Source organism: Ottowia sp., from assembly GCF_047975795.1.
In the GTDB taxonomy this organism is placed as follows: domain Bacteria; phylum Pseudomonadota; class Gammaproteobacteria; order Burkholderiales; family Burkholderiaceae_C; genus Ottowia.
In genome coordinates, this window is sequence record NZ_JBKEEE010000059.1 from 1 (window position 1) to 21,008 (window position 21,008).

A 21,008-nucleotide genomic window follows, 5' to 3' on the forward strand; every position below is an offset into this window, starting at 1 on the left:
GGATGGGCTGCAAGGCGCAAACCGCAGCGATACCTGGCGGTATCGCGAGGATTTGCAACGCAGCAGACCGCCCGAGGCCGCGCCCACACACCCGCGCAGAGACTTTGAACACGCTCTAACATCTCCTCGATCATGCAAGAAGCCCTGCTCGCCTTTGTCCACTTCAGTGCCGTGCTTGGCTGGGTGGTGTTTGCCTCAGCCCAGGCCGCACTGTGCCGCGCCGAATGGGTCAACGCCGCCGTGGTGCGGCGGCTGGTACGGCTGGACGTTATTTTGTGGGTGGCCACCGCCGCCGTGCTGCTCACTGGTCTGGCGCGCACCCAATGGGGGGCCAAGGGTGCGGCCTGGTATTGGGGCAATGGCTTGTTGCACCTGAAGCTGGCGCTGTTTACCGCCGCCGTAGTCTTGATGTGGGGCACCACGCGCCGTCTGCGTGGCTGGCTTCGGCAACTCGATCAAGACAGTCGCACCTTGCCCACCGCAGGTAATCTGCGCGCTACACGCCACCGCATCATGTGGGCCACCCACTTGATTGCTCTGGTGCCGCTGGCGGCGGTGTTTTTGGCGCGTGGTTTTGGTGTTTAGGGTACGCGAGCATTGGGATGGCTGAGGTGCGACTCAGCGACAAAAAAACACCCGAAGATGGCTTGTTGGTACCGTTGGGAAGGCGCACGGGTTTATCCGTGCGTGCGGTCAGCTCCCCGTTTGATCGTCCACCGAAGCGTCCGGCGCATTGTTCACGCACGATTGAATGCCTGCGTCGCGCGCTGATTCGCTGGAATACATCTGACTTTGACCAATGACTTGGCCATTGCTGGCCTTCAGCGTGAAATAGGGCGAGCCATCCTTGCTGGTGAGCTTGTCGTAACGGCTGGTGTCGCCACCGTTTTTCTTGACGGAATCAATGCCATTGACCGCGCTGGCCTTGGCTTCGTACATCTCGCTGCTCAGGATGGCCTGGCCGTTGCTGGCCAGCAAAGAAAAATAAAACTTGTCGTTCTTCGATTTTTTGAGTTGAAACTTGCCTGTCATGAAACCTCCTTGGGATGGTTGCAGCCCACACTGGGCCGAGTCGCATTGTGATCTGCTCTGCCATCTGCATCAATCATTGGTTTCAGAGTGTCTGAAAATTTAACTCCTGTTTTCATAGCTTATTGCGCTTTCTGGATAAGCTGAAAAAACCATTTTCATCTGTAAAATCATGGCTTTTTCTGTCGCCACTTGAACGATTGTCTCGTTCTAAAATTCCCCATGCAATCCGTCAAAACCGAGCTGCTGGCTGCTTTGGCCGCAGCGCTGGAACAACTGTCGCCCGGTGCGGGCGCACGCGCTGCGTTTGAGTCGCCCAAACAAGCTGCACACGGCGATCTGGCTTGTACCGCAGCCATGCAACTGGCCAAACCACTCAAGGCCAACCCGCGCGCGCTGGCCGAGCAACTTAAAACCACGTTACAAGCCACGCCCGCCTTTGAACAATGGGTGGGTGCCATTGAAATCGCAGGCCCGGGCTTTCTCAACATTTGCCTCAAGCCCGCCGCCAAGCAACAAGTCGTGCGCGAAGTACTGGGCGCAGGCGCCGGCTATGGCAGCCAACCCGTGCGGGGCGAAAAGATGATGGTCGAGTTCGTCAGCGCCAACCCCACTGGCCCGCTGCACGTGGGCCACGGCCGTCAGGCCGCGCTGGGTGACGCCATTTGCAATCTGTTTGCCAGCCAAGGCTGGCAGGTGCACCGGGAGTTTTATTACAACGATGCAGGTGTGCAAATCGAGACGCTGACCACTTCGGTGCAACTGCGCGCCCAGGGCTTGAGACCCGGTGATGCAAACTGGCCCGAGGCGGCCTACAACGGCGACTACATCCAGGACATTGCAGACGATTTTCTGGCTAAAAAAACGGTGCAGGCTGGCGACCGCAGCTTCACGGCCAGCGGCAATGTGCAGGACCTGGATGGCATCCGCCAGTTCGCCGTCGCCTACCTGCGGCACGAGCAAGACAAGGACTTACTGGCCTTCCGCCTGAAGTTCGACGAATATTTTCTGGAGTCCAGTCTGTACAGCTCGGGCCGTGTCGAGGCCACGGTGCAGCGCTTGATTGACGCGGGCAAAACCTATCGCCAAGACGGCGCGCTGTGGCTGCGCAGCACCGATTACGGCGACGACAAAGACCGTGTGATGCGCAAGTCGGAAGGCGGCTACACCTACTTCGTGCCCGACGTGGCCTACCACATCACCAAGTGGGAGCGCGGCTACGCCAAGGCCATCAACATCCAGGGCACTGACCACCACGGCACCATCGCTCGCGTGCGCGCTGGCTTGCAAGCGGCGGGCGTGGGCATTCCCGCAGGCTATCCGGACTACGTGCTGCACACCATGGTGCGCGTGATGCGGGGCGGGCAAGAGGTCAAGATCAGCAAGCGTGCGGGCAGCTACGTGACGCTGCGCGATCTGATTGACTGGACCAGCGCTGATGCGGTGCGTTTTTTCCTGCTCAGCCGCAAGCCCGACACTGAATACACCTTCGACGTCGATCTTGCCGTGCAAAAGAACAACGACAACCCGGTGTATTACGTGCAATACGCCCACGCGCGCATTTGCTCAGTGCTGGCCGGTTGGGGCGGTGACGCGGCTACGCTGGCAGGCGTCGATCTGGCTGCGCTGGACACGCCCGCCGCCCAGGCGCTGATGCTGCAACTGGCCAAATACCCCGACATGCTGACGATGGCCGCGCAAGACTTTGCACCGCACGACGTGACGTTCTACCTGCGTGAGCTGGCCGCCAGCTACCACAGCTACTACGACGCTGAGCGCATTCTGGTCGACGACGACGCTGTCAAGCGCGCCCGCCTGGCCCTGGTCGCCGCCACGGCGCAGGTGTTGCACAATGGGCTGGCGGTGCTGGGTGTGTCAGCGCCCGCCAAGATGTAAGCCAATATCCTGTAAGCGATACCCGCACAGCAGCATGATGAAACTGAAACAACGCGGAGGCACTTTTCTGGGCCTCATCATCGGAGCCACCATCGGCCTGGCCGTGGCGCTGGCCGTGGCCATTTATGTGGCCGAGGTGCCCGTGCCCTTTGTCAACAAAAACGCTACCCGAACCGATGGGCAAGATGCAGCCGAGGCCGAGCGCAACCGCAACTGGGATCCCAACGCGGCTTTGGGGGGCCGCAATGGCGCGCGCCCATCCAGCGGTGCCACGACTGGCGGCACGGTCGCGCCAACACCGCCGCCCGCACCGATTCCCGGCCCAGCAGAAACCGATCCAGGCGCATCGACCACGGCCACTCGCTCCACCCCGGTGCCACCGCCGACGGAAGTGGGATCCAATGTGCCGCGCCCGACCGAACGCACTGCTGAGCGCCCCGACGAATCTACCCCAGTTGTCACACGGCCTGCGTCCACCACGCGCCCACCTTCCAGCGACCCGCTGGGCGACTTTGCCGCCGCGCGTGCCGGCATGTCCAAACCACCCGCACCGACTGCCGCCAGTGCTGACGTATTCACCTACTTCGTGCAGGCCGGGGCCTTTCGCGCCGCCAACGACGCTGAGGCCCAGCGCGCCCGCTTGTCGCTGCTGGGCGTAGAAGCGCGCGTGACCGAGCGCGAGCAGGCGGGTCGCACGGTGTTCCGCGTGCGCGTGGGGCCGTTTCAGAACCGGGATGCCGCTGCGCGCGTGAAAGAGCGCCTGGACGGCAACGGTCTGGACTCGGCCCTGGTGCGCGTGGCGCGTTAAATCTGCACGCTTGAGCTGCGTCCAAATCGAATTCTGACATCGCACAGGGGAACTTCAAACCGCTGTCCAGCGTCCCAAAACACACTTGTATTTTTTGAAAGAAAACCGCCTTATGAAACGTCGTCAATTCGCACTCGGGGCCGCCGCCGTCATGCTGCCCTGGCTTTCCCTGCCTGCGCAGGCCCAGTCGGGCAAAGGCTATGTTGCTCTGAAAACCCCCGCGCCTGTGGAAGCACCGGCAGGCAAAATTGAAGTCATCGAATTTTTCTCCTACGGCTGCTCGCACTGCAAAAACTTTGAACCCTTGTTTGAAACCTGGGTCAAGAACGCGCCCAAGGACGTGGCGGTGCGCCTGGTGCACGTGGGCTTTCAAAGCAGCTTTGAGCCTTTGCAGCGCATCTACTACGCGCTGGAATCCATCGGCAAGGTCGAGCAAGTGCAGGCCAAGGTGTTCACCGCGCTGCAAACCGAGCGCAAACGTCTGGACAAACCCGAAGTGCTGTTCCCCTGGATGGCCGAGCAGGGCATTGACCGTGCACAGTTTGAAAAAGCCTACAAATCGTTCGGTGTGGCCACCAATGTGCGCAAGGCCGTGCAAATGCAAGAAGCGTACCGCGTTGAAGGCACGCCTGCGCTGGGCATTGCCGGTAAGTACTACACCGACGGCAGCATGGCGGGCGGACTGGATCGCATGCTCCAGATTGCCAACACCTTGATTGCGCAGGAGCGCAAAGGCGCATAAAAGGCATTCGGTAGAGCGGGCGCCCTGAGGCGTATCGCTGCCCCTCGCAAAGGCCCGCTTCGGCGGGCCTTTGTGCATCTGTCTCAACGCCTGTGACGATCCGTCAAAGCGTACAATTGAAACGAAATACAAGCAAAAAACGTGCCTTTATGAAGCCTGCCGCTTTCTGGCCTTTGCGCCAACCGATTCGCCAGTTGATGATGTTCACAGCGCTCACGGGTTGCATCGCGTTACCCACATGGGCCGAGCGCACCGACCGCGACCAGCCCATGCACATTGAATCCGACGCGCTGCGCTACGAAGACCAAAAGCAGTTGTCCACTTTCACGGGCCGTGTGGTGGTGACCAAGGGCACGATTGTGCTGCGCGGCGCACGCCTTGAGGTGCGCCAAGACCCCGACGGCTTTCAGTACGGCACCATGTATGCCGAGGCCGGGCAGCGCGCGCTGTTTCGCCAAAAACGCGATGGCGTGAACGAATTCATCGAGGGCGAGGCCGAAACCATCGACTACAACGGCAAGACCGACACCATGCGCCTGACGCGCCGCGCCGAGATGCGCAGGTTGGCGGGCGCGACGAAGATGGACGAAGTGATGGGCGCGGTCATCACCTACAACAACACGACCGAGGTGTACACGGTTGATGGTCAGCAACGGGCCGCAGGCACGCCCTCAGCCGCCCCCAGCGGGCGCGTGCGCGCTGTGCTGGCACCGCGCAACAGCGGCTCGGCACCTCAACCAGCGGCGTCGGCACCTGCGGCCACGCTGCGCCCCAGCAGCGCGATCAAGTCGGGGCCAAGCCAGTGAGCGAGTCTTCGCCTGCCACCGCCGCCCCTGCGGCGGCAGATTCGACCCCGATGGCATCGATCACGCCGACCAGCGCCTCCCCGCACAGTCGGCTGGAAGTGCGCGGTCTGCGCAAAAACTACGGTGCGCGGCGTGTGGTGCACGACGTGTCGCTGGACGTCGACAGCGGTGAAGTGGTTGGCCTGCTTGGCCCCAACGGGGCAGGCAAAACCACGTCGTTCTACATGATCGTGGGCCTGGTGCGGGCCGATGCGGGTCAGATCCGCATCGACGGCCAGTCGGTCGAGCACATGCCCATTCATCGCCGCTCACGCCTGGGGTTGTCTTATTTGCCGCAAGAAGCGTCGATCTTCCGCAAACTGACGGTGGCCGAGAACGTGCGTGCCGTGCTGGAGCTGCAACGCGACTCGTCCGGCAAGCCTTTGACCTACAGCGAAATCGAACGCCGCCTGACCGAGCTGCTGGAGCAGTTACACGTCCAAGAGCTGCGCGATGCGCCCGCGCCGTCGCTGTCGGGCGGCGAGCGTCGCCGCGTTGAAATTGCCCGCGCCCTGGCCACACAACCGCGTTTCATTTTGCTGGACGAGCCGTTTGCGGGCATTGATCCGATTGCCGTGATCGAGATCCAGCGCATCATCGCCTTTCTCAAAGAGCGTGGCATTGGCGTGCTGATCACCGACCACAACGTGCGCGAAACCCTGGGCATTTGCGACCACGCTGTCATCATCAATGAAGGCCGCGTGTTGGCCGCAGGCACACCGGCACACATTGTCGACAACCCCGACGTGCGCCGGGTCTATCTTGGGGAGCATTTCCGGCTTTGATGAAACCCGGCCTGTCGCTGCGCGTCTCGCAGCACCTTGCTCTCACGCCCCAGTTGCAGCAGTCCATCCGTCTGCTGCAACTGTCCACGCTGGAGCTGGCCAGCGAGGTCGAGCAGATGCTGGACGACAACCCGTTTTTAGAACGCGACGACGACAGCGCGCCGCGCGAAGAATTTGGCCTGGCCCGTGCCGATACGCGTGTCAGTGAAGGCGACAGAAGTACTGAAAATGCTGCTGATTCAATAGCTGGCGATGCTGGCACATCAAGCGCTGAAGCCGATTTTGATGCACAAGAATCTGGCCCCAGCGACTGGGAAGGTGATGGCAGCATCGACGTGTCTGCCGATGACGGTGAATGGGGCGGTGAGGCGCCAGCCCGCCAATCCAACATAGGCAGCGACGATGAGCTGGACGCTGCCGAACGCACCAGCGAACACGAATCGCTGCCCGAACACTTGCATCGTCAGGCGCTGGCGCTGCGCCTGTCGCCCGAGGACATGGCGGCGCTGTGCTTTTTGATCGAATCGCTCAACGACGACGGCTATCTGGAAGACTCGTTGGCGCAACTGGCCGCCACGCTGACCGACGAAGACGACGACCTGGAGCGGTTGCAAGAGCTGGTGCACAGCTTTACCGTCGCCCTGAAGCTGCTGCAAACGCTGGAGCCAGTGGGCGTGGGCGCGCGCAATCTGGCCGAATGTTTGAGCTTGCAAATCAAAGCCCGGCAAGCCGAACGCCATATATCCGAAGACGAACAAATCGGCCTGGATATTGCCCTGCGCATCTGCGCGCAGCACGGTGCCATTGACCTGCTGGCCAAGCGCGACGCCCGCAAGCTGGCCCAGCTCACCGGCGACAGCGAAGACGACGTGCGCGCGGCCATACAGGTGATTGCGCGGCTCGACCCCAAGCCCGGCCGACCCTTTGCCGACGTGGAGCGCAACGTGGTGGTGCCGGACGTCATCGTCAGCACCAGCGGCAGCGGCAGCGGCGCGGCGGTGCGCTTTCGGGTGCAGCTCAACCCCGACGTGATGCCCAAGTTGCGCGTGCACGACATCTATGCCAACGCCTTGCGTGGCGGCAAGGGCGGCGAAAACCACCAGGCGTTGACCCAGCGGCTGCAAGAAGCGCGCTGGTTCATCAAAAACATTCAGCAGCGCTTTGACACCATCTTGCGCGTCAGCACCGCCATCGTCGAGCGCCAGCGCAACTTTTTCATCCATGGCGATCTGGCCATGCGCCCGATGGTGCAGCGCGAGCTGGCCGACGAGCTGGGTGTGCACGAATCCACTATTTCGCGCGTGACCACGGCCAAATACATGGCCACGCCACGCGGCACGTTCGAGCTGAAGTATTTTTTTGGCTCTGCGCTTGGCACTGAAGCCGGTGGCAATGCGTCCAGCACGGCGGTGCGCGCGCTCATCAAACAATTTGTGGCCGCCGAAGACAGCGCCAAACCGCTGTCTGACAGCCAGATCGCTGAAATGCTGAAAGAGCAGGGGATCGACTGCGCCCGCCGCACCGTGGCCAAATATCGCGAGGGTCTGCGCATCCCGGTGGCCACCTTGCGCCGTGCGGTGGCTTGATTTTTGCAATGCGCTTGACGCGCCCGGTGTGCGCGCATCACGTCATTGGTCAAGTTATTGATCGTTTGTCGTTTACGCCCTTGGTATGGCGTATACACGCGGATCGTGCAACGCCAAAACACGGGTGATGAATGCGCGCCCTACGGGTGGCAGGGTGCGCCCAATTCGGGTGACGACCCCGATAGGGCGGCTTGCGTGGGGCCGCACCAGCGGCACCGCCACCAGGCGGTGCATGTTGACCAGATCCAGGGCCAGCTGAGGCAAAGCGGCCAGGCCCAGGCCAGCGCCAATCAGCCCGCCGCAGGCAGAGACGCTGGGAGACTCGAATGCAGGCCGTATCGATAAGCCTTTTTGCAAAAATACCGCATCGGTCAACGGGCGAATGCTGCTGTTCGGCTGGCTGGCAATGAAAGGGCGCTGGGCGAACACGCTCCACGGCACCGATGAACGCCCAGCCAGCGGATCATCTGCGCGGCACAGCAACACCATCGAATCATCCAGAAGATGTTGATATTGCAGGCGCAGATCAGGTGCCGGGCGCACGCTCAGCCCAAAGTCGGCGCGCCCATCTTCGACCGCCGCCAGCAACACCTCGGCAGGCGCTTCCATCAAGGTGAATTCAGCCTGCGGGCAGTGTTTTTTGAACGCGGCAATGGCGTTGGGCACCAGGGCAGAACCCAGCGAAGGCAGCGCAGCCACCGTCACGCGTCCACGGCTGCCTTGCATGAACTGGCCCAGTTCGCTGAATGCGCTGTCAAATTCGCGCAGGATGCGTTGGGCGATAGGCAGCAGCTCGCCGCCCACCGGGCTGATGGTGACGTGCCGGGTATCGCGATCAAACAGGCGTGCCCCCAAGGTTTGCTCGGCCTGACGAATGGTGCGGCTGAGTGCGGGCTGCGACACGCCGATCTGCGCCGCAGCGGCGCGAAAGCTGCCCAATGCGGCCACCTGGACAAACGCCTCCAATTGTTGCAATGAAAGCTGAATGCGCGATGAGTGCATGGGTTTTGAATGCATGAATTGATGCAGATAAGTTATCACACATATAAAAATGAATACCTTCTCAAATCAATCATCACTGCCTAGACTGCACCTTGTCAACGCATCAAAGGAGACAACACTGTGAGCCAACGCCCCGCTGGTGATTCCGCTGGTGTCCTGCAAGGCGTGCGCGTGCTGGAACTTGGCCAGGTGCTGGCAGGCCCGTTTGCCGGAGCCATCCTGGCCGACCTTGGCGCAGAAGTGATCAAGCTGGAGCGTGTGGATGGTGGCGATGACGCCCGCCACATGGGGCCAGCCTTTCGGCATGGTGATGCGCTGAACTTCCAGGTTTTCAACCGCGGCAAGCAATCGGTGGCCATCGATCTGAAAACCGAGGCAGGCCGCAGCGCCTTTGAAGCGCTGGCCGCTGATGCCGACATCTTCATCCACAACCTGCGTCCAGGTGTGCCCAAAGCCCTGGGCATTGACGGCCCGGCGCTGTGCGCCCGCCACCCCCGCCTGATTTATGGCGAGATATCGGCCTTCGGCCACCTGGGGCCAATGGCGTTGAGACCGGGTTATGAGCCTTTGATTCAGGCATTCAGTGGCTTGTCCAGCACCAATGGCGGCCCCGACGATCCCCCTTTGCGCTCTGGCGCTTCCGTGTGCGACCAGGGCACGGGCATGTGGGTGGTGATCGGTGCGCTGGCCATGCTACAGCAGCGCCACCGTACTGGGCGCGGCGGATTGCTTCAGGCCTCTTTGCTGGAGACGGCATTGGTCTGGAACGGCCAGAAATCCGATGCCTATGTCAATGAAGGCCAATTGCCTGCCCGGCACCGCTCAGGCCATCCCGGTTTTGTGCCTTATGAAGCTTTTGACACGGCCGATGCACCGCTGCTGATCTGCTGTGGCAATGACCGCTTGTTTGCCAAACTGGCGCTCGAGTTGGGCTGCCCAGGCTGGATTGAAGACCAACGATTTGCCAGCAACCGTGCGCGCCTGACACATAAAGACGCATTGCTGGGCGAGCTTGCTCCGCTGCTGCGGGCGCGGCCACGGGCCGAATGGATCACCCGCTTTGAGCAAGCGGGCGTGCCTTGCGCGCCGATTCACAGCGTGCCCGAAGCTTTGGCGCACCCGCAGGTGCAGGCGCTGGGCATGCTGCCGGTCATTCCTGGCGAAGACTTTCGCCTGACCGCACTGCCGTTTTCTATCGACGGTGAACGCCCTGCCATGCATGCCTGCGCACCGCGCTTGGGCGAGCACAACGCCCGTTACGGCATCACCCCCCATTTCACCAACGACAACCACTCCAAGGAGACATGATGAAACGACGACACCTGAATACGCTGCTGGCCGCACTGGTGACAGCCACTACCGCCCTGTGGGCATCCGCCGCGCACGCGACCGATGGCTATCCCAGCAAGCCCATTACCCTGGTCGTGCCTTTTGGGCCAGGCAGTGGTACCGATCAACTGACGCGTTTGCTGGGACAAGGCTTGAGTGACGAGCTGAAAGTGCCCGTGGTGGTTGACAACAAAGGCGGTGCCAGTGGTTTCATTGCGGCGCAATATGTGGCCAAGGCCGCGCCCGACGGCTACACGCTGATGACCACCACCAACACCACCCAGTCGGCCAACGAACACCTGTTCAAAAAGCTGCCCTACGACCCGGTGAAGGACTACGCGCCCGTGATCTTGCTGTCCAAGGGGCAGATGCTGTTGTTGGTGCGCCTCGATTCGCCCTACAAGTCGGTGGGCGATTTGCTGGCGGCGGCCCAAAAGGCACCGGGCAAGCTGAATTTCGCCAGCGGATCATCGTCCAGCCGCGTCGCCAGCGAGCTGCTCAAGCAATTGGCCAACGTCGACATGGTCAACGTGCCCTATAAAAGCAATCCCATGGGCATTACCGACCTGATCGGTGGGCAGGTGGACTTCATGTTTGCCGATGCTCCCACGGCACTGCCGCAGGTCAAAGGCGGCAAACTGCGCGCGTTGGCCACCAGTGGAGCACAGCGGTTGGGCGCGGCCCCGGATGTGCCGACTGTGGCTGAGGCCGGTATCAAGGGCTACGACATGACTTACTGGTTCGCCGTCTACGCGCCTGCAGGCACCCCAGCGCCGATCATCGACAGGCTGAACAAGGCATTGGTCAAAACCATGGCATCCGGGGCGTTGAAGGATTTCTTGGCCAAGACCAGCGGTGAGGCGGTTTCAAACACCACGCCGAGCGACCTGGCCCAGTTTCAGGCGGCCGAATCCAAAAAGTGGGGGCAGGTCATCCGCGCCGCAGGCATTCAGCCTGAGTGAACATAAGCGGTCAGCGTTTTTTCTTCTGGCACGCGGGACACAGTCCGTACAGCGACATGGCGTGATCGTGCAATGTCCAACCACGGTCAGATGCGATGTTGTGCTGGCGGCGCTCGATCTCGGTGTCTAAAAACTCTTCCACCGCACCGCATGACATGCACACCAGATGGTCATGGTGGTCGTCATTGCGCAGCTCGTAAACTGCTTTGCCGGTTTCAAAATGGTTGCGGCTCAAAATGCCTGCCTGCTCAAACTGCGTCAGCACGCGGTACACCGTGGCCAGGCCAATGTCTGAGCGATCGGCCAGCAACTGGCGGTAAACGTCGTCCGCCGTCATGTGCCGCTCGGTCGCTTTCTGGAACAGATCCAGAATCTTGAGCCGGGGTGCCGTGGCCTTCAGGCCCGTGCTTTTGAGTTCGTCGATGTTGTCCATTTGTCTGCCTCGCGCAATGCCGGAGCACCAAGCCCCGCCGCTACAATGTTCGGCTGTATTGTGCATGAACCGGAGTCCATGTCCGCTCTTTCCCGTCCCTATACCCGCGCATACCGCTGGGGCTTGGCCGCCGTGCTGGTCGTCGGTGCCGGTGCGTGCAGCAGCTTCGATCAGGCCACCAAGGGTGCAGCCGACTTCATCACGCTGTACCGCCCCGAGGTGGTGCAAGGCAACTTTGTCTCCAAGGAGCAGGTGGCTGTGCTGCAACCGGGCATGACCCGTTTGCAAGTGCGCGACATTCTGGGCACGCCGCTGCTCAGCAGCCTGTTCCACCATGACCGCTGGGACTACGTGTTCACCATGAAGCGCCAAGGCGTTGACTTTCAGCATTACCGCCTGACCGCCTACTTCAAGGATGACGTGCTGGAGCGCTTTGAAGGCGATGAAATGCCCAGCGAAACCGAATTCGTGCAGCGCATCGGCGGCGACCGCACCTACAAAGTGCCGAATCTGGAAGCCACCGAGGAGCAGTTGGCCAAATTCCCACCAGCTGCGGCCTCCGCGCCGCTGGCTGCCGCCAGTGCGGCAATGGCACCATCGCGTGCGGCGGGCAGCTACCCTCCGCTGGAGCCTGCGCGTTAATGTATCCATGGCGCAGGCAGCGCATGATTTGAGTTTGTCATGACTTCTTCTCCTTCTTTGCACCGCGTGGCCGTGGCCGGCGCATCGGGCCGTATGGGCCAGATCCTGATCAATGCGGTACGCACTTCAGACGATTGCCAACTGGCGGGCGCGCTGGACCGACCGGACAGCCCCGTCATCGGTCAGGACGCGGGTGCACTGAGCGGTCAGGCGCTGGGCGTCAACGTGATGGCCGAGCTTGACCAGGGGCTGCAAGCCGCGCAAGTGCTGATCGACTTCACCCGCCCTGAAGCCACCATGGCACATCTGGCTGCCTGCCGTCGCCTGGGTGTGGCACTGGTCATCGGCACTACCGGGTTTGCCGACGCGCAAAAGGCCGAGATACAGGCCGCTGCGCAAGACATCGCCATCGTCATGGCCCCCAATATGAGCGTGGGCGTCAACGTCACCTTCAAACTGCTGGAGATGGCGGCCAAGGCATTGGCCACCGGCTACGACATCGAAGTGATCGAAGCCCACCACCGTCACAAGGTTGATGCCCCCAGCGGCACCGCGTTGAAAATGGGCGAAGTCATGGCCGATGCGCTGGGGCGCAAATTGAAAGACTGCGCCGTGTACGAGCGTTATGGTCATACGGGCGAGCGCGATCCGTCCACCATCGGCTTTGCCACCATCCGCGGCGGTGACATCGTGGGCGACCACACGGTGCTGTTCGCTGGCACGGGCGAGCGCATCGAGATCAGCCACAAATCCAGCAGTCGCGCAGGCTACGCCCAGGGCAGCCTGCGTGCTGTGCGGTTTTTGGCGGGCCGCGCGCCGGGGCTGTACGACATGTTCGATGTATTGAACCTGCGCTGACTTCCGGCGCTCCACCCAGTTACTTATGAACCTGCAACAAGTTTTTTCGCAAAGCGATACAGTCGGCAAGGCCGTTGCCATTGTGCTGCTGCTCATGTCCATCGCCAGTTGGGTGGTGATTTTGTGGAAAGCCTGGATGCTGCGCCGCGCCGGGGGCGACGTGGCGCGCAGCACCGTCGCCTTCTGGCAAGCCCCGTCGATTGCCGACGGTGCCACGCGCGTGAGCGAGCTTGACCGCAGCCGCCTGGTCATGCCCCTGCTGCACGCCACGCAAGCGCCCGCCGATGGTACGCTGGCCGCCGCAGGCGATCGCGCCCAGCAGCTCACCCGCGTGCTGCGCGATGCCCTGCACGCCATCATGGGGCGGCTGTCTTTCGGTCAGGTGCTGCTGGCCACGGTTGGTTCTACCGCGCCGTTCGTGGGCTTGCTGGGCACGGTCTGGGGCATTTACCACGCGCTCACCGGTATCGCAGGCACCAACCAGATCAGCATCGACAAGGTGGCAGGCCCGGTGGGCGAGGCCTTGATCATGACCGCCGCCGGTCTGGCCGTCGCCATTCCCGCCGTGCTGGCCTACAACTGGTTTGGCCGCACTATCGGCGGTATCGAGGCCGAGCTGGAAGGCTTTGCGCGCGATGTGCGGGAACTGTTGAAATGATCCCCCTGAGTCGCTGCGCCCCTTTCCCCCTTTGCTGTGCAGGGGGGACAACGCCGATGGCCGGTACAAGCTTGGCCATGGCGTTTGCTGGCATGACTTGCTCCGCAACCACTTGGCGTGGGGGCAGATAACGTTATGGCATTCGGCAGACTGGAACGCACCAAGGGTTCAGAACCCATGAGCGACATCAACGTCACACCGCTGGTGGACGTGATGCTGGTGCTGGTGGTTATTTTCATCATCACCGCGCCGCTGCTGGCCAGCTCCATTCGGCTGGATTTGCCCAATACCGATGCGGCCAAACCGGGCGATCCGCCCAAGTTCGTCACTGTGGTGGTGGACAAAGAAGGCCGCACTTACTTCAATGACCGCCCGGTCAACCAGCCCGATCTGGCGCGCGCACTGCAAGACGCGGCCACCGCCAGCCCCGATACCGAGGTGCAGCTGCGTGCCGACCAGGGCGTGCCCTATGGCCGCGTGGTCGAGGTGATGGGCGAGGCGCAAAAAGCCGGGTTGAACCGCATTGGCTTTGTGGCCGATGCCGCGCAGCCCGCCGCAGCGGCAGCGCCTGAAGATGCTGCTTCGCGCTGATTTTCACAGGTTAAATTAACCTTTTGCTCAGGCGTATTAAGCACGAGAAGCTATTAAAAATATAGTTTCCGAGCGCTTGAACGCTGTCGCTAGCCCAGTGTGCTGGCCCCTACAATTTGCCCCATGCAAGACAAATACAACCACCTGGACGTTGAACAGGCCGCCCAGGCCCATTGGCAGACCACGGATGCCTACCGCGTGAGCGAGAACGCGCTGGGCGCACCAGGCCAGCCCAAGCCCAAGTACTACGCCTGCTCCATGCTGCCTTACCCCAGCGGCAAGCTGCACATGGGCCACGTGCGCAACTACACCATCAACGATATGCTGGCGCGCCAGTTGCGCATGAAGGGCTACAACGTGCTCATGCCCATGGGCTGGGACGCCTTTGGCCTGCCCGCTGAAAACGCGGCGCTGAAAAACGGCGTGCCGCCCGCGCAGTGGACTTACGACAACATTGCCCACATGAAAGGCCAGATGCAGGCCATGGGCCTGTCCATCGACTGGAGCCGCGAGATCGCTACCTGCGATGCCAGCTACTACAAGTGGAACCAGTGGCTATTTTTGAAAATGCTGGAAAAAGGCATTGCCTACCGCAAAACCCAGGTCGTCAACTGGGATCCTGTGGACATGACGGTGCTGGCCAACGAGCAGGTGATTGACGGCCGGGGCTGGCGCACCGGCGCGCTGGTCGAGAAAAAAGAAATTCCGGGCTACTACCTCAAGATCACCGATTACGCCGAGGAACTGCTGGAGCACGTGCAAGTCGGCAACCCCAAGGCCACGCTGGAGGGCTGGCCCGAGCGCGTGCGCCTGATGCAGGAAAACTGGATCGGCAAAAGCGAGGGCGTGCGCTTTGCCTTCACGCACGATATCCAGGGCGAAGACGGCACGCCGATCGACGGCGGCCGCATGTACGTCTTCACCACCCGCGCCGACACCATCATGGGCGTGACCTTCTGCGCCGTAGCTCCTGAGCACCCGCTGGCCGAGCACGCTGCACGTGGTAACGCCAAATTGGCTGCTTTTATCGACCAATGCAAACAAGGCGGCACCACCGAGGCCGAGCTGGCACTCAAAGACAAAGAGGGCATGTCCACTGGATTGACGGTGACGCACCCGCTGACCGGTGCCGAGGTGCCGCTGTGGGTGGGCAACTACGTGCTGATGAGCTACGGCGACGGCGCGGTCATGGGCGTGCCCGCGCACGACGAGCGCGACTTTGCCTTTGCGCTGAAGTACAGCTTGCCCATCAAACAAGTCATCCACGTCGCCAAGCACCACTACGACTACGAACAATGGCACGACTGGTACGCTGACAAGCAAAACGGCGTCACCATCAATTCCGACATCTTCAGCGGCATGGGCTTCAGTCAAGCTGTGGACGCGGTGGCGCACGCCTTGCAAACCAAGGGGCTGGGCGAGAAGAAAACCACCTGGCGGCTGCGCGATTGGGGCATCAGCCGCCAACGCTACTGGGGCACGCCGGTGCCCATGATCCATTGCGACGCCTGCGGCACCGTGCCCGTGCCTGAAGAAGATTTGCCCGTGGTGCTGCCGCAAGATCTGGTGCCCGATGGCAGCGGCAATCCGCTGAACAAATGCGAAGCGTTCTTGAAAGTCGATTGTCCCTGCTGCGGAAAACCCGCCCGGCGTGAAACCGACACCATGGACACCTTCATCGATTCGTCCTGGTACTTCATGCGCTATTGCGACCCGACCGATGCCGAACGCATGGTCGCCGGTGGAACGAAGTATTGGATGCCGATGGACCAGTACATCGGCGGCATCGAGCACGCCATCTTGCACCTGCTGTACGCGCGCTTTTGGACCAAAGTGATGCGTGATCTTGGGCTGGTCAACATCGACGAACCGTTTACACGCCTGCTCACTCAAGGCATGGTGCTCAACCACATCTATTCGCGCCGCAACGACAAGGGTGGTATCGAATACTTCTGGCCACACGATGTCGATCCAGTGATTGACGCTGACGGCAAGCAGGTCGGCGCCAAGTTGAACAAGACGGTGGGCACGTTGCCCGCAGGCACGCTGATCGACTACGATGGCGTGGGCACCATGTCCAAGTCCAAGAACAACGGGGTCGATCCGCAGGCGCTGATCGAAAAGTACGGTGCCGACACCGCGCGCCTGTACACCATGTTCACCGCCCCGCCCGAGGCCACGCTGGAATGGAACGACGCCGCCGTCGAGGGCAGCTACCGCTTCTTGCGCCGGGTATACAACTTTGCCTGCAAGCATGAAGCCGAGTTGCTGGCCGCCACGGGCGCTGACCTCAGCGCGCAAGCCATTCGCCCAGAGGCTGCGGCGTTGCGCCGAGAACTGCACCTCGTCCTTAAGCAAGTCAGCTACGACTACGAGCGCTTGCAGTACAACACCGTGGTGTCGGGCTGCATGAAGATGCTCAACGCACTGGAGGATTTCAAATGGACAGGCGATGCAGGCGACCAGGCCGTGCTGTGCGAAGGCGCATCGCTGCTGCTGCGCAGCCTTTACCCCGTCACGCCGCACATCACGCACGCGCTGTGGCAGGCGCTGGGCTTTGCTGCCGTGCAGGGCGATTTGCTGGATGCGCCCTGGCCCCAGGTCGATCCTGAGGCGCTCAAGCAAGACGAGATCGAGCTGATGCTGCAAATCAACGGCAAGCTGCGTGGCGCGCTGCGCGTGCCCGCCGATGCCAGCAAAGAAGCGATCGAGCAGACCGCGCTGGCCAGTGAAGCCCTGGCCAAACACGCCGAAGGCGCGGCCATCAAACGCGTGATCGTGGTGCCTGGTCGGCTGGTGAACGTGGTGGTAGGCTAAAAGCCATGCACGCCCACCTACATGCACAGCGACGCCACCTGATTTATGGTCTGGGTGCCGCTGCACTGCTGGCAGGCTGCGGCTTTCAGTTGCGGCAAGCGCCGCACCTGAACTTTCAGCGCATTGCGCTGGCCATGCCCGCCACCTCTTTGGCGCTGGAGCTGCGCCGCCAGCTCGAAGGCATTGAGGGCATCGAGGTAGTGCCAGACACCGCTCGCGCCCAGATCGTGTTGCACAGCGCGGGCGAGCAGCGCGAGCGCACCGTGGTCGGGCGCAACGCCTCGGGCGAAGTGCGCGAATACCAGTTGCGCATCCGCTTTGCGTTCCGGCTGCAAGCGGCGGACGGCAACGAGGTGCTGCCCAGCACCGAAATCCTGCGCCAGATGGACCAAAGCTACAGCGAAACAGCCGCGTTGTCCAAAGAAACCGAGGCGCTGATGCTGTACAAAAACATGCAGGGTGACATTGCCCAGCAGGTGATCCGCAGGCTGTCGACCATCCAGCTTTGATCACCGTCCAGACCGGATATTCGCGCACACCGCCCCATGCAGATTGCCGCCGCCCAGCTCAGCGCCCATGTGTCCAAGGGGCCGTTGCGCGCGCTGTACACCGTGCATGGCGATGAGGCGCTGCTGGCGGGCGAAGCGGCCGACGCCATTCGCGCTGCCGCGCGCGCGCAGGGCCACACCGAACGCACCGTTCACACCGTACAAGGTGCCCACTTCGATTGGGGTGCCGTGCTGGCCGCAGGCGCATCGCTGAGCCTGTTTGCTGACAAGCAACTGGTGGAAGTGCGTATCCCTTCAGGCAAGCCCGGCAAGGATGGCGCGGCGGCGTTGCAGCAACTGGCCAGCAGTGCGACGAGTAGTGCGGCAAATAGTGTCGCCGCTGACAACAGCACGCTGACCCTGGTGCTGCTGCCGCGGCTGGACAAGGCCGCCAAATCCAGCGCTTGGTTCGGCGCGCTGCAAGGCGCTGGGGCCACCGTGCAGATCGACCCGGTGGAGCGCACCGCGTTGCCCCAATGGATTGCCCAGCGCCTGCTGGCGCAGAGCCAGCGCGTGCAGGCGGGCGAAGAAGGCCAGCGCACCCTGGCCTTTTTTGCCGACCGGGTCGAAGGCAACCTGCTGGCCGCCCACCAGGAAATCACCAAGCTGGGCCTGCTGTACCCCGAAGGCGAACTCAGCCGCGAGCAGGTCGAGGCATCGGTGCTGAACGTGGCCCGCTACGACGTGTTCAAACTGTCTGAGGCCGTGCTGGGCGGCCAGCGCGCACGCGTGCAGCGCATGCTCGATGGCCTGCAAGCCGAGGGCGAGGCCGAGGTGCTGGTGCACTACGCCCTGGCCGAAGATATTCGCGCCCTCAAGCGCGTCAAAGACGCGGTGGCCGCAGGCAAGCCGCTGCCCATGGCCTTGCGAGAGCAGCGTATCTGGGGCCTGCGCGAGCGCTTGTTCGAGCGCGTGTTGCCGCGCCTGAGCGACAACCATTTGAACAACCTGCTGCACGCCGCCCACCAGGTCGACGGCATCGTCAAAGGACTGAAGCACCCCGGCTGGCCGCAGCAGCCGTGGCTGGCCTTGCACCGGCTGGCGCAAAGCCTGTGCGGGGCCTGCGGCGGCCCATCGGGGCAAGCGCGCTGAAGTTCAGGTTGGCGGTTTTGCCGCCCCTTCAAACCGACCAGCGCGCGCGCAGTCTGCGTGCGAAAATCGCGGGTATGAATGCCATTAATGTCACTGAGCTGATGCAGGCGCTGGGCCTGCAAGCGCGCCAGGCATCGCGCGCCATGGCGCGCGCGGGCACAGCCCAGCGCAACCAGGCGCTGCGCGCGCTGGCGCGTCTGCTGCGCGCACAAATTGAGCCACTGCAAGCCGACAACCAGCGCGATCTGGCGCGTGCGCGCGCCGCCGGTCTGGCCGAGCCGATGGTCGATCGCCTCAAGCTGACGCCCGCCGTGATCGAAACCGTGGCCCAGGGCTGCGAGCAATTGGCTGCCATGCCTGACGTGATTGGCGACATCGTGGGCCTGAAACAGCAACCCAGCGGCATCCGCGTGGGCCAGATGCGCGTGCCCATTGGCGTGTTCGGCATGATTTACGAAAGCCGCCCCAACGTCACCATCGAAGCGGCCAGCCTGAGCATCAAAAGCGGCAACGCCTGCATTTTGCGCGGCGGCAGCGAGGCGATTGACTCCAACAAAGCGCTGGCCGCGCTGGTGCAGCAGGCGCTGGTTGCAGCCGGTTTGCCGCCCGAGGCCGTGCAACTGGTGCCCACCACCGATCGCGCCGCCGTCGGCCAGTTGATTGCCATGCCCGAGTTTGTGGATGTCATCATCCCGCGCGGCGGCAAAGGACTGATCGAGCGCATCAGCGCCGAGGCCAAGGTGCCCGTCATCAAGCACCTGGACGGCAATTGCCACACCTATGTCGACGACCCGTGCGACATGGACCTGGCCGTGAAGGTGGCCGACAACGCCAAGACGCAGAAGTACAGCCCCTGCAACGCGACCGAAAGCCTGCTGGTGGCGCGCGGCGTGGCGCGCGACTTTCTGCCCCGCATCGGTGCGGTGTTTGCTGCCAAGGGGGTGGAGATGCGCGGCGATGCCGAAGCGCTTGAACTTCTCAAACAGAAATCACATTCAGCGCTTGATGGGAAAACATCAAGCGCTATAAATAGTGAAGCAAAATTGGCGCTGGCCACTGAGCAGGACTGGTTTGAGGAATACCTGGCCCCCATCATCGCCATCAAGGTGGTGGCCGGGCTGGACGAAGCCATTGTCCACATCAACCGCTACGGCAGCCACCACACCGACGCCATCCTGACCACCGACCACCGGCATGCCCAGCGGTTTTTGCGTGAAGTGGATTCGGCCAGCGTGATGGTCAACGCCAGCACCCGCTTTGCCGATGGCTTCGAGTTTGGTCTGGGTGCCGAAATCGGCATCAGCACCGACAAGTTCCACGCCCGTGGCCCGGTAGGTATCGAGGGGCTGACCTCGCTCAAATGGGTGGTTCTGGGCGAGGGCGAAGTGCGCGGCGGCTGAACGCCCTCACGTCCAAAGCATGTGACCGTGAGCGCCGCGCCACCGCCGCTATCCACATCGCCCACGCCACCTACCTGGGCGCGCGAGCAGGCCGCCCGTCTGGGGCGGCCGCACTCAGGCTGGCGACTCAAGATTTACACCATCATCTTTGAAGCCGATACGCCCGCCGGGGCGCGGTTTGACCAGTGGCTGTTTGCGTTGATCGTGCTCAGCGTGGCGGTGGTGGTGGCCGACAGCGTGCAGTCCCTCAACCAGCGCTGGGGTGGGGTGTTCGATGCGCTGGAGTGGGGCTTTACCGCGTTTTTCACGCTGGAATATCTGGCGCGCCTGATATGCGTGCGCCGTCCGCTGCGCTACGCCAGCAGCTTTTGGGGCGTGATCGATTTGCTGGCCGTGCTGCCCACTTATCTGGCGTGGCTGGTGCCGGGTATCCACCTGCTGGTGGACGTGCGCGTGCTGCGCCTGCTGCGGGTGTTTCGCATCTTCAAACTCACGGCTTACGTCACCGAATACCAGATGCTGGGCCAGGCGCTCAGGGCCAGCCGCCACAAAATCATGATTTTTCTGTCGGTGGTGGTGCTGGCGGTGCTGGTCATCGGCACGCTGATGTACGTGGTGGAAGGGCCTGAAAACGGCTTTACCAGCATCCCCATCGGCGTGTACTGGGCCATCACCACCATGACCACCGTAGGTTTTGGCGACATTACGCCACACACTGACTTTGGTCGCTTTCTGGCCTCGGTCATGATGCTGATGGGCTGGGGCACGCTGGCAGTGCCCACGGGTATCGTCACCACCGAAATGGCCCGCAGTGGCCACCCGCCTGTGATGACCACGCGCACCTGCGCTGCCTGTCACGCCGCAGGCCATGTACCAGAGGCCAGGTTTTGCCTGCACTGCGGCGCGCCACTTGCCGCGACGCATGCCGCCGTCGAAACTCAGCCGCCTAAGCCCTAGAATGGCCTGCGTTTGCCGCAGCAGGCGT

21 protein-coding genes are annotated in these 21,008 nt (G+C 62.4%); 18 read left to right on the plus strand and 3 right to left on the minus strand.

The annotated features are described in order from the left end of the window. Window positions 1-132 precede the first annotated feature (132 nt). Window positions 133-585: a DUF2214 family protein gene (locus ACK5NW_RS09120; RefSeq protein WP_416927244.1), complete on the plus strand. Its 453-nt coding sequence runs from the start codon at window positions 133-135 to the stop codon at window positions 583-585. Window positions 586-693: 108 nt separating this feature from the next. On the opposite strand, the gene ACK5NW_RS09125 is transcribed toward ACK5NW_RS09120, so the two are convergent. Continuing rightward, the gene (locus tag ACK5NW_RS09125) at window positions 694-1,032 is read right to left on the minus strand and encodes a YegP family protein (protein ID WP_416927246.1); all 339 of its coding nucleotides are present in this window, start codon (window positions 1,030-1,032) and stop codon (window positions 694-696) included. Window positions 1,033-1,251: 219 nt separating this feature from the next. On the opposite strand from ACK5NW_RS09125, the gene argS reads away from it, so the two are divergent. From argS to rpoN, 6 genes are all read left to right on the plus strand, one after another. Next, window positions 1,252-2,925 (plus strand): arginine--tRNA ligase, encoded by a 1,674-nt coding sequence (gene argS, locus ACK5NW_RS09130; protein WP_416927248.1) that lies wholly within the window; start codon window positions 1,252-1,254, stop codon window positions 2,923-2,925. A gap of 37 nt (window positions 2,926-2,962) precedes the next feature. Then, complete coding sequence (locus ACK5NW_RS09135) at window positions 2,963-3,733, plus strand: SPOR domain-containing protein (protein WP_416927250.1); 771 nt, start codon at window positions 2,963-2,965, stop codon at window positions 3,731-3,733. A 112-nt stretch (window positions 3,734-3,845) separates the two neighbouring features. Then, window positions 3,846-4,475 carry a thiol:disulfide interchange protein DsbA/DsbL gene (locus ACK5NW_RS09140; protein WP_416927252.1) on the plus strand — a complete coding sequence of 210 codons (630 nt, stop codon included), beginning with the start codon at window positions 3,846-3,848 and terminating at the stop codon, window positions 4,473-4,475. Between the two features lie 149 nt (window positions 4,476-4,624). Then, window positions 4,625-5,281, plus strand: coding sequence for a lipopolysaccharide transport periplasmic protein LptA (gene lptA, locus ACK5NW_RS09145; RefSeq protein WP_416927254.1), 657 nt, complete (start codon window positions 4,625-4,627; stop codon window positions 5,279-5,281). Between the two features lie 50 nt (window positions 5,282-5,331). Further along, window positions 5,332-6,105 carry an LPS export ABC transporter ATP-binding protein gene (gene lptB / locus ACK5NW_RS09150; protein WP_416927384.1) on the plus strand — a complete coding sequence of 258 codons (774 nt, stop codon included), beginning with the start codon at window positions 5,332-5,334 and terminating at the stop codon, window positions 6,103-6,105. Continuing rightward, on the plus strand, window positions 6,105-7,691 hold the full coding sequence (gene rpoN / locus ACK5NW_RS09155) for an RNA polymerase factor sigma-54 (RefSeq protein WP_416927256.1): 1,587 nt from the start codon (window positions 6,105-6,107) through the stop codon (window positions 7,689-7,691). Before lptB ends, rpoN begins: the two co-directional genes overlap by 1 nt. Before the next feature lie 72 nt (window positions 7,692-7,763). Here rpoN and ACK5NW_RS09160 read toward each other — a convergent pair whose 3' ends face one another. Beyond that, window positions 7,764-8,693 (minus strand): LysR family transcriptional regulator, encoded by a 930-nt coding sequence (locus ACK5NW_RS09160; protein WP_416927258.1) that lies wholly within the window; start codon window positions 8,691-8,693, stop codon window positions 7,764-7,766. A 120-nt stretch (window positions 8,694-8,813) separates the two neighbouring features. On the opposite strand from ACK5NW_RS09160, the gene ACK5NW_RS09165 reads away from it, so the two are divergent. Next, a complete protein-coding gene (locus tag ACK5NW_RS09165; protein WP_416927260.1) occupies window positions 8,814-10,001 on the plus strand; it encodes a CaiB/BaiF CoA transferase family protein in 1,188 nt (395 codons plus the stop codon). Further along, on the plus strand, window positions 10,001-10,984 hold the full coding sequence (locus ACK5NW_RS09170) for a Bug family tripartite tricarboxylate transporter substrate binding protein (RefSeq protein WP_416927262.1): 984 nt from the start codon (window positions 10,001-10,003) through the stop codon (window positions 10,982-10,984). Before ACK5NW_RS09165 ends, ACK5NW_RS09170 begins: the two co-directional genes overlap by 1 nt. Window positions 10,985-10,994: 10 nt before the next feature. On the opposite strand, the gene fur is transcribed toward ACK5NW_RS09170, so the two are convergent. Continuing rightward, window positions 10,995-11,417, minus strand: coding sequence for a ferric iron uptake transcriptional regulator (gene fur, locus ACK5NW_RS09175; RefSeq protein WP_416927264.1), 423 nt, complete (start codon window positions 11,415-11,417; stop codon window positions 10,995-10,997). A 78-nt stretch (window positions 11,418-11,495) separates the two neighbouring features. On the opposite strand from fur, the gene ACK5NW_RS09180 reads away from it, so the two are divergent. The 9 genes from ACK5NW_RS09180 to ACK5NW_RS09220 all read left to right on the plus strand — a co-directional run bounded on the left by ACK5NW_RS09180 (window position 11,496) and on the right by ACK5NW_RS09220 (window position 20,980). Further along, entirely contained in the window at window positions 11,496-12,059 is a 564-nt protein-coding gene (locus ACK5NW_RS09180) for an outer membrane protein assembly factor BamE (protein WP_416927266.1), read from the plus strand. A gap of 39 nt (window positions 12,060-12,098) precedes the next feature. Continuing rightward, a complete protein-coding gene (gene dapB / locus ACK5NW_RS09185; RefSeq protein WP_416927268.1) occupies window positions 12,099-12,917 on the plus strand; it encodes a 4-hydroxy-tetrahydrodipicolinate reductase in 819 nt (272 codons plus the stop codon). Between the two features lie 25 nt (window positions 12,918-12,942). Continuing rightward, a complete protein-coding gene (locus tag ACK5NW_RS09190) occupies window positions 12,943-13,575 on the plus strand; it encodes a MotA/TolQ/ExbB proton channel family protein (RefSeq protein WP_416927270.1) in 633 nt (210 codons plus the stop codon). 135 nt (window positions 13,576-13,710) lie between these two features. Beyond that, window positions 13,711-14,166, plus strand: a complete 456-nt coding sequence (locus ACK5NW_RS09195; RefSeq protein WP_416927272.1) for an ExbD/TolR family protein — start codon at window positions 13,711-13,713, stop codon at window positions 14,164-14,166. 123 nt (window positions 14,167-14,289) lie between these two features. Further along, complete coding sequence (leuS, locus tag ACK5NW_RS09200; RefSeq protein ID WP_416927274.1) at window positions 14,290-16,983, plus strand: leucine--tRNA ligase; 2,694 nt, start codon at window positions 14,290-14,292, stop codon at window positions 16,981-16,983. Window positions 16,984-16,988: 5 nt separating this feature from the next. After that, window positions 16,989-17,492, plus strand: a complete 504-nt coding sequence (gene lptE, locus ACK5NW_RS09205) for an LPS assembly lipoprotein LptE (protein ID WP_416927276.1) — start codon at window positions 16,989-16,991, stop codon at window positions 17,490-17,492. 36 nt (window positions 17,493-17,528) lie between these two features. Beyond that, complete coding sequence (gene holA / locus ACK5NW_RS09210) at window positions 17,529-18,623, plus strand: DNA polymerase III subunit delta (RefSeq protein WP_416927278.1); 1,095 nt, start codon at window positions 17,529-17,531, stop codon at window positions 18,621-18,623. 74 nt (window positions 18,624-18,697) lie between these two features. Then, window positions 18,698-20,023 carry a glutamate-5-semialdehyde dehydrogenase gene (locus ACK5NW_RS09215; RefSeq protein ID WP_416927280.1) on the plus strand — a complete coding sequence of 442 codons (1,326 nt, stop codon included), beginning with the start codon at window positions 18,698-18,700 and terminating at the stop codon, window positions 20,021-20,023. 27 nt (window positions 20,024-20,050) lie between these two features. Beyond that, window positions 20,051-20,980, plus strand: coding sequence for an ion transporter (locus tag ACK5NW_RS09220; RefSeq protein WP_416927282.1), 930 nt, complete (start codon window positions 20,051-20,053; stop codon window positions 20,978-20,980). The last annotated feature ends 28 nt before the right edge of the window (window positions 20,981-21,008 follow it).

Bases quoted from the DNA above. Each gene is read 5' to 3' on its own strand.
- ACK5NW_RS09120 (WP_416927244.1), top strand. From the start codon at position 133: ATGCAAGAAGCCCTGCTCGCCTTTGTCCACTTCAGTGCCGTGCTTGGC.
- ACK5NW_RS09125 (WP_416927246.1), bottom strand. From the start codon at position 1,032: ATGACAGGCAAGTTTCAACTCAAAAAATCGAAGAACGACAAGTTTTAT.
- argS (WP_416927248.1), top strand. From the start codon at position 1,252: ATGCAATCCGTCAAAACCGAGCTGCTGGCTGCTTTGGCCGCAGCGCTG.
- ACK5NW_RS09135 (WP_416927250.1), top strand. From the start codon at position 2,963: ATGAAACTGAAACAACGCGGAGGCACTTTTCTGGGCCTCATCATCGGA.
- ACK5NW_RS09140 (WP_416927252.1), top strand. From the start codon at position 3,846: ATGAAACGTCGTCAATTCGCACTCGGGGCCGCCGCCGTCATGCTGCCC.
- lptA (WP_416927254.1), top strand. From the start codon at position 4,625: ATGAAGCCTGCCGCTTTCTGGCCTTTGCGCCAACCGATTCGCCAGTTG.
- lptB (WP_416927384.1), top strand. From the start codon at position 5,332: ATGGCATCGATCACGCCGACCAGCGCCTCCCCGCACAGTCGGCTGGAA.
- rpoN (WP_416927256.1), top strand. From the start codon at position 6,105: ATGAAACCCGGCCTGTCGCTGCGCGTCTCGCAGCACCTTGCTCTCACG.
- ACK5NW_RS09160 (WP_416927258.1), bottom strand. From the start codon at position 8,693: ATGCACTCATCGCGCATTCAGCTTTCATTGCAACAATTGGAGGCGTTT.
- ACK5NW_RS09170 (WP_416927262.1), top strand. From the start codon at position 10,001: ATGAAACGACGACACCTGAATACGCTGCTGGCCGCACTGGTGACAGCC.
- fur (WP_416927264.1), bottom strand. From the start codon at position 11,417: ATGGACAACATCGACGAACTCAAAAGCACGGGCCTGAAGGCCACGGCA.
- ACK5NW_RS09180 (WP_416927266.1), top strand. From the start codon at position 11,496: ATGTCCGCTCTTTCCCGTCCCTATACCCGCGCATACCGCTGGGGCTTG.
- dapB (WP_416927268.1), top strand. From the start codon at position 12,099: ATGACTTCTTCTCCTTCTTTGCACCGCGTGGCCGTGGCCGGCGCATCG.
- ACK5NW_RS09190 (WP_416927270.1), top strand. From the start codon at position 12,943: ATGAACCTGCAACAAGTTTTTTCGCAAAGCGATACAGTCGGCAAGGCC.
- ACK5NW_RS09195 (WP_416927272.1), top strand. From the start codon at position 13,711: ATGGCATTCGGCAGACTGGAACGCACCAAGGGTTCAGAACCCATGAGC.
- leuS (WP_416927274.1), top strand. From the start codon at position 14,290: ATGCAAGACAAATACAACCACCTGGACGTTGAACAGGCCGCCCAGGCC.
- lptE (WP_416927276.1), top strand. From the start codon at position 16,989: ATGCACGCCCACCTACATGCACAGCGACGCCACCTGATTTATGGTCTG.
- holA (WP_416927278.1), top strand. From the start codon at position 17,529: ATGCAGATTGCCGCCGCCCAGCTCAGCGCCCATGTGTCCAAGGGGCCG.
- ACK5NW_RS09215 (WP_416927280.1), top strand. From the start codon at position 18,698: ATGAATGCCATTAATGTCACTGAGCTGATGCAGGCGCTGGGCCTGCAA.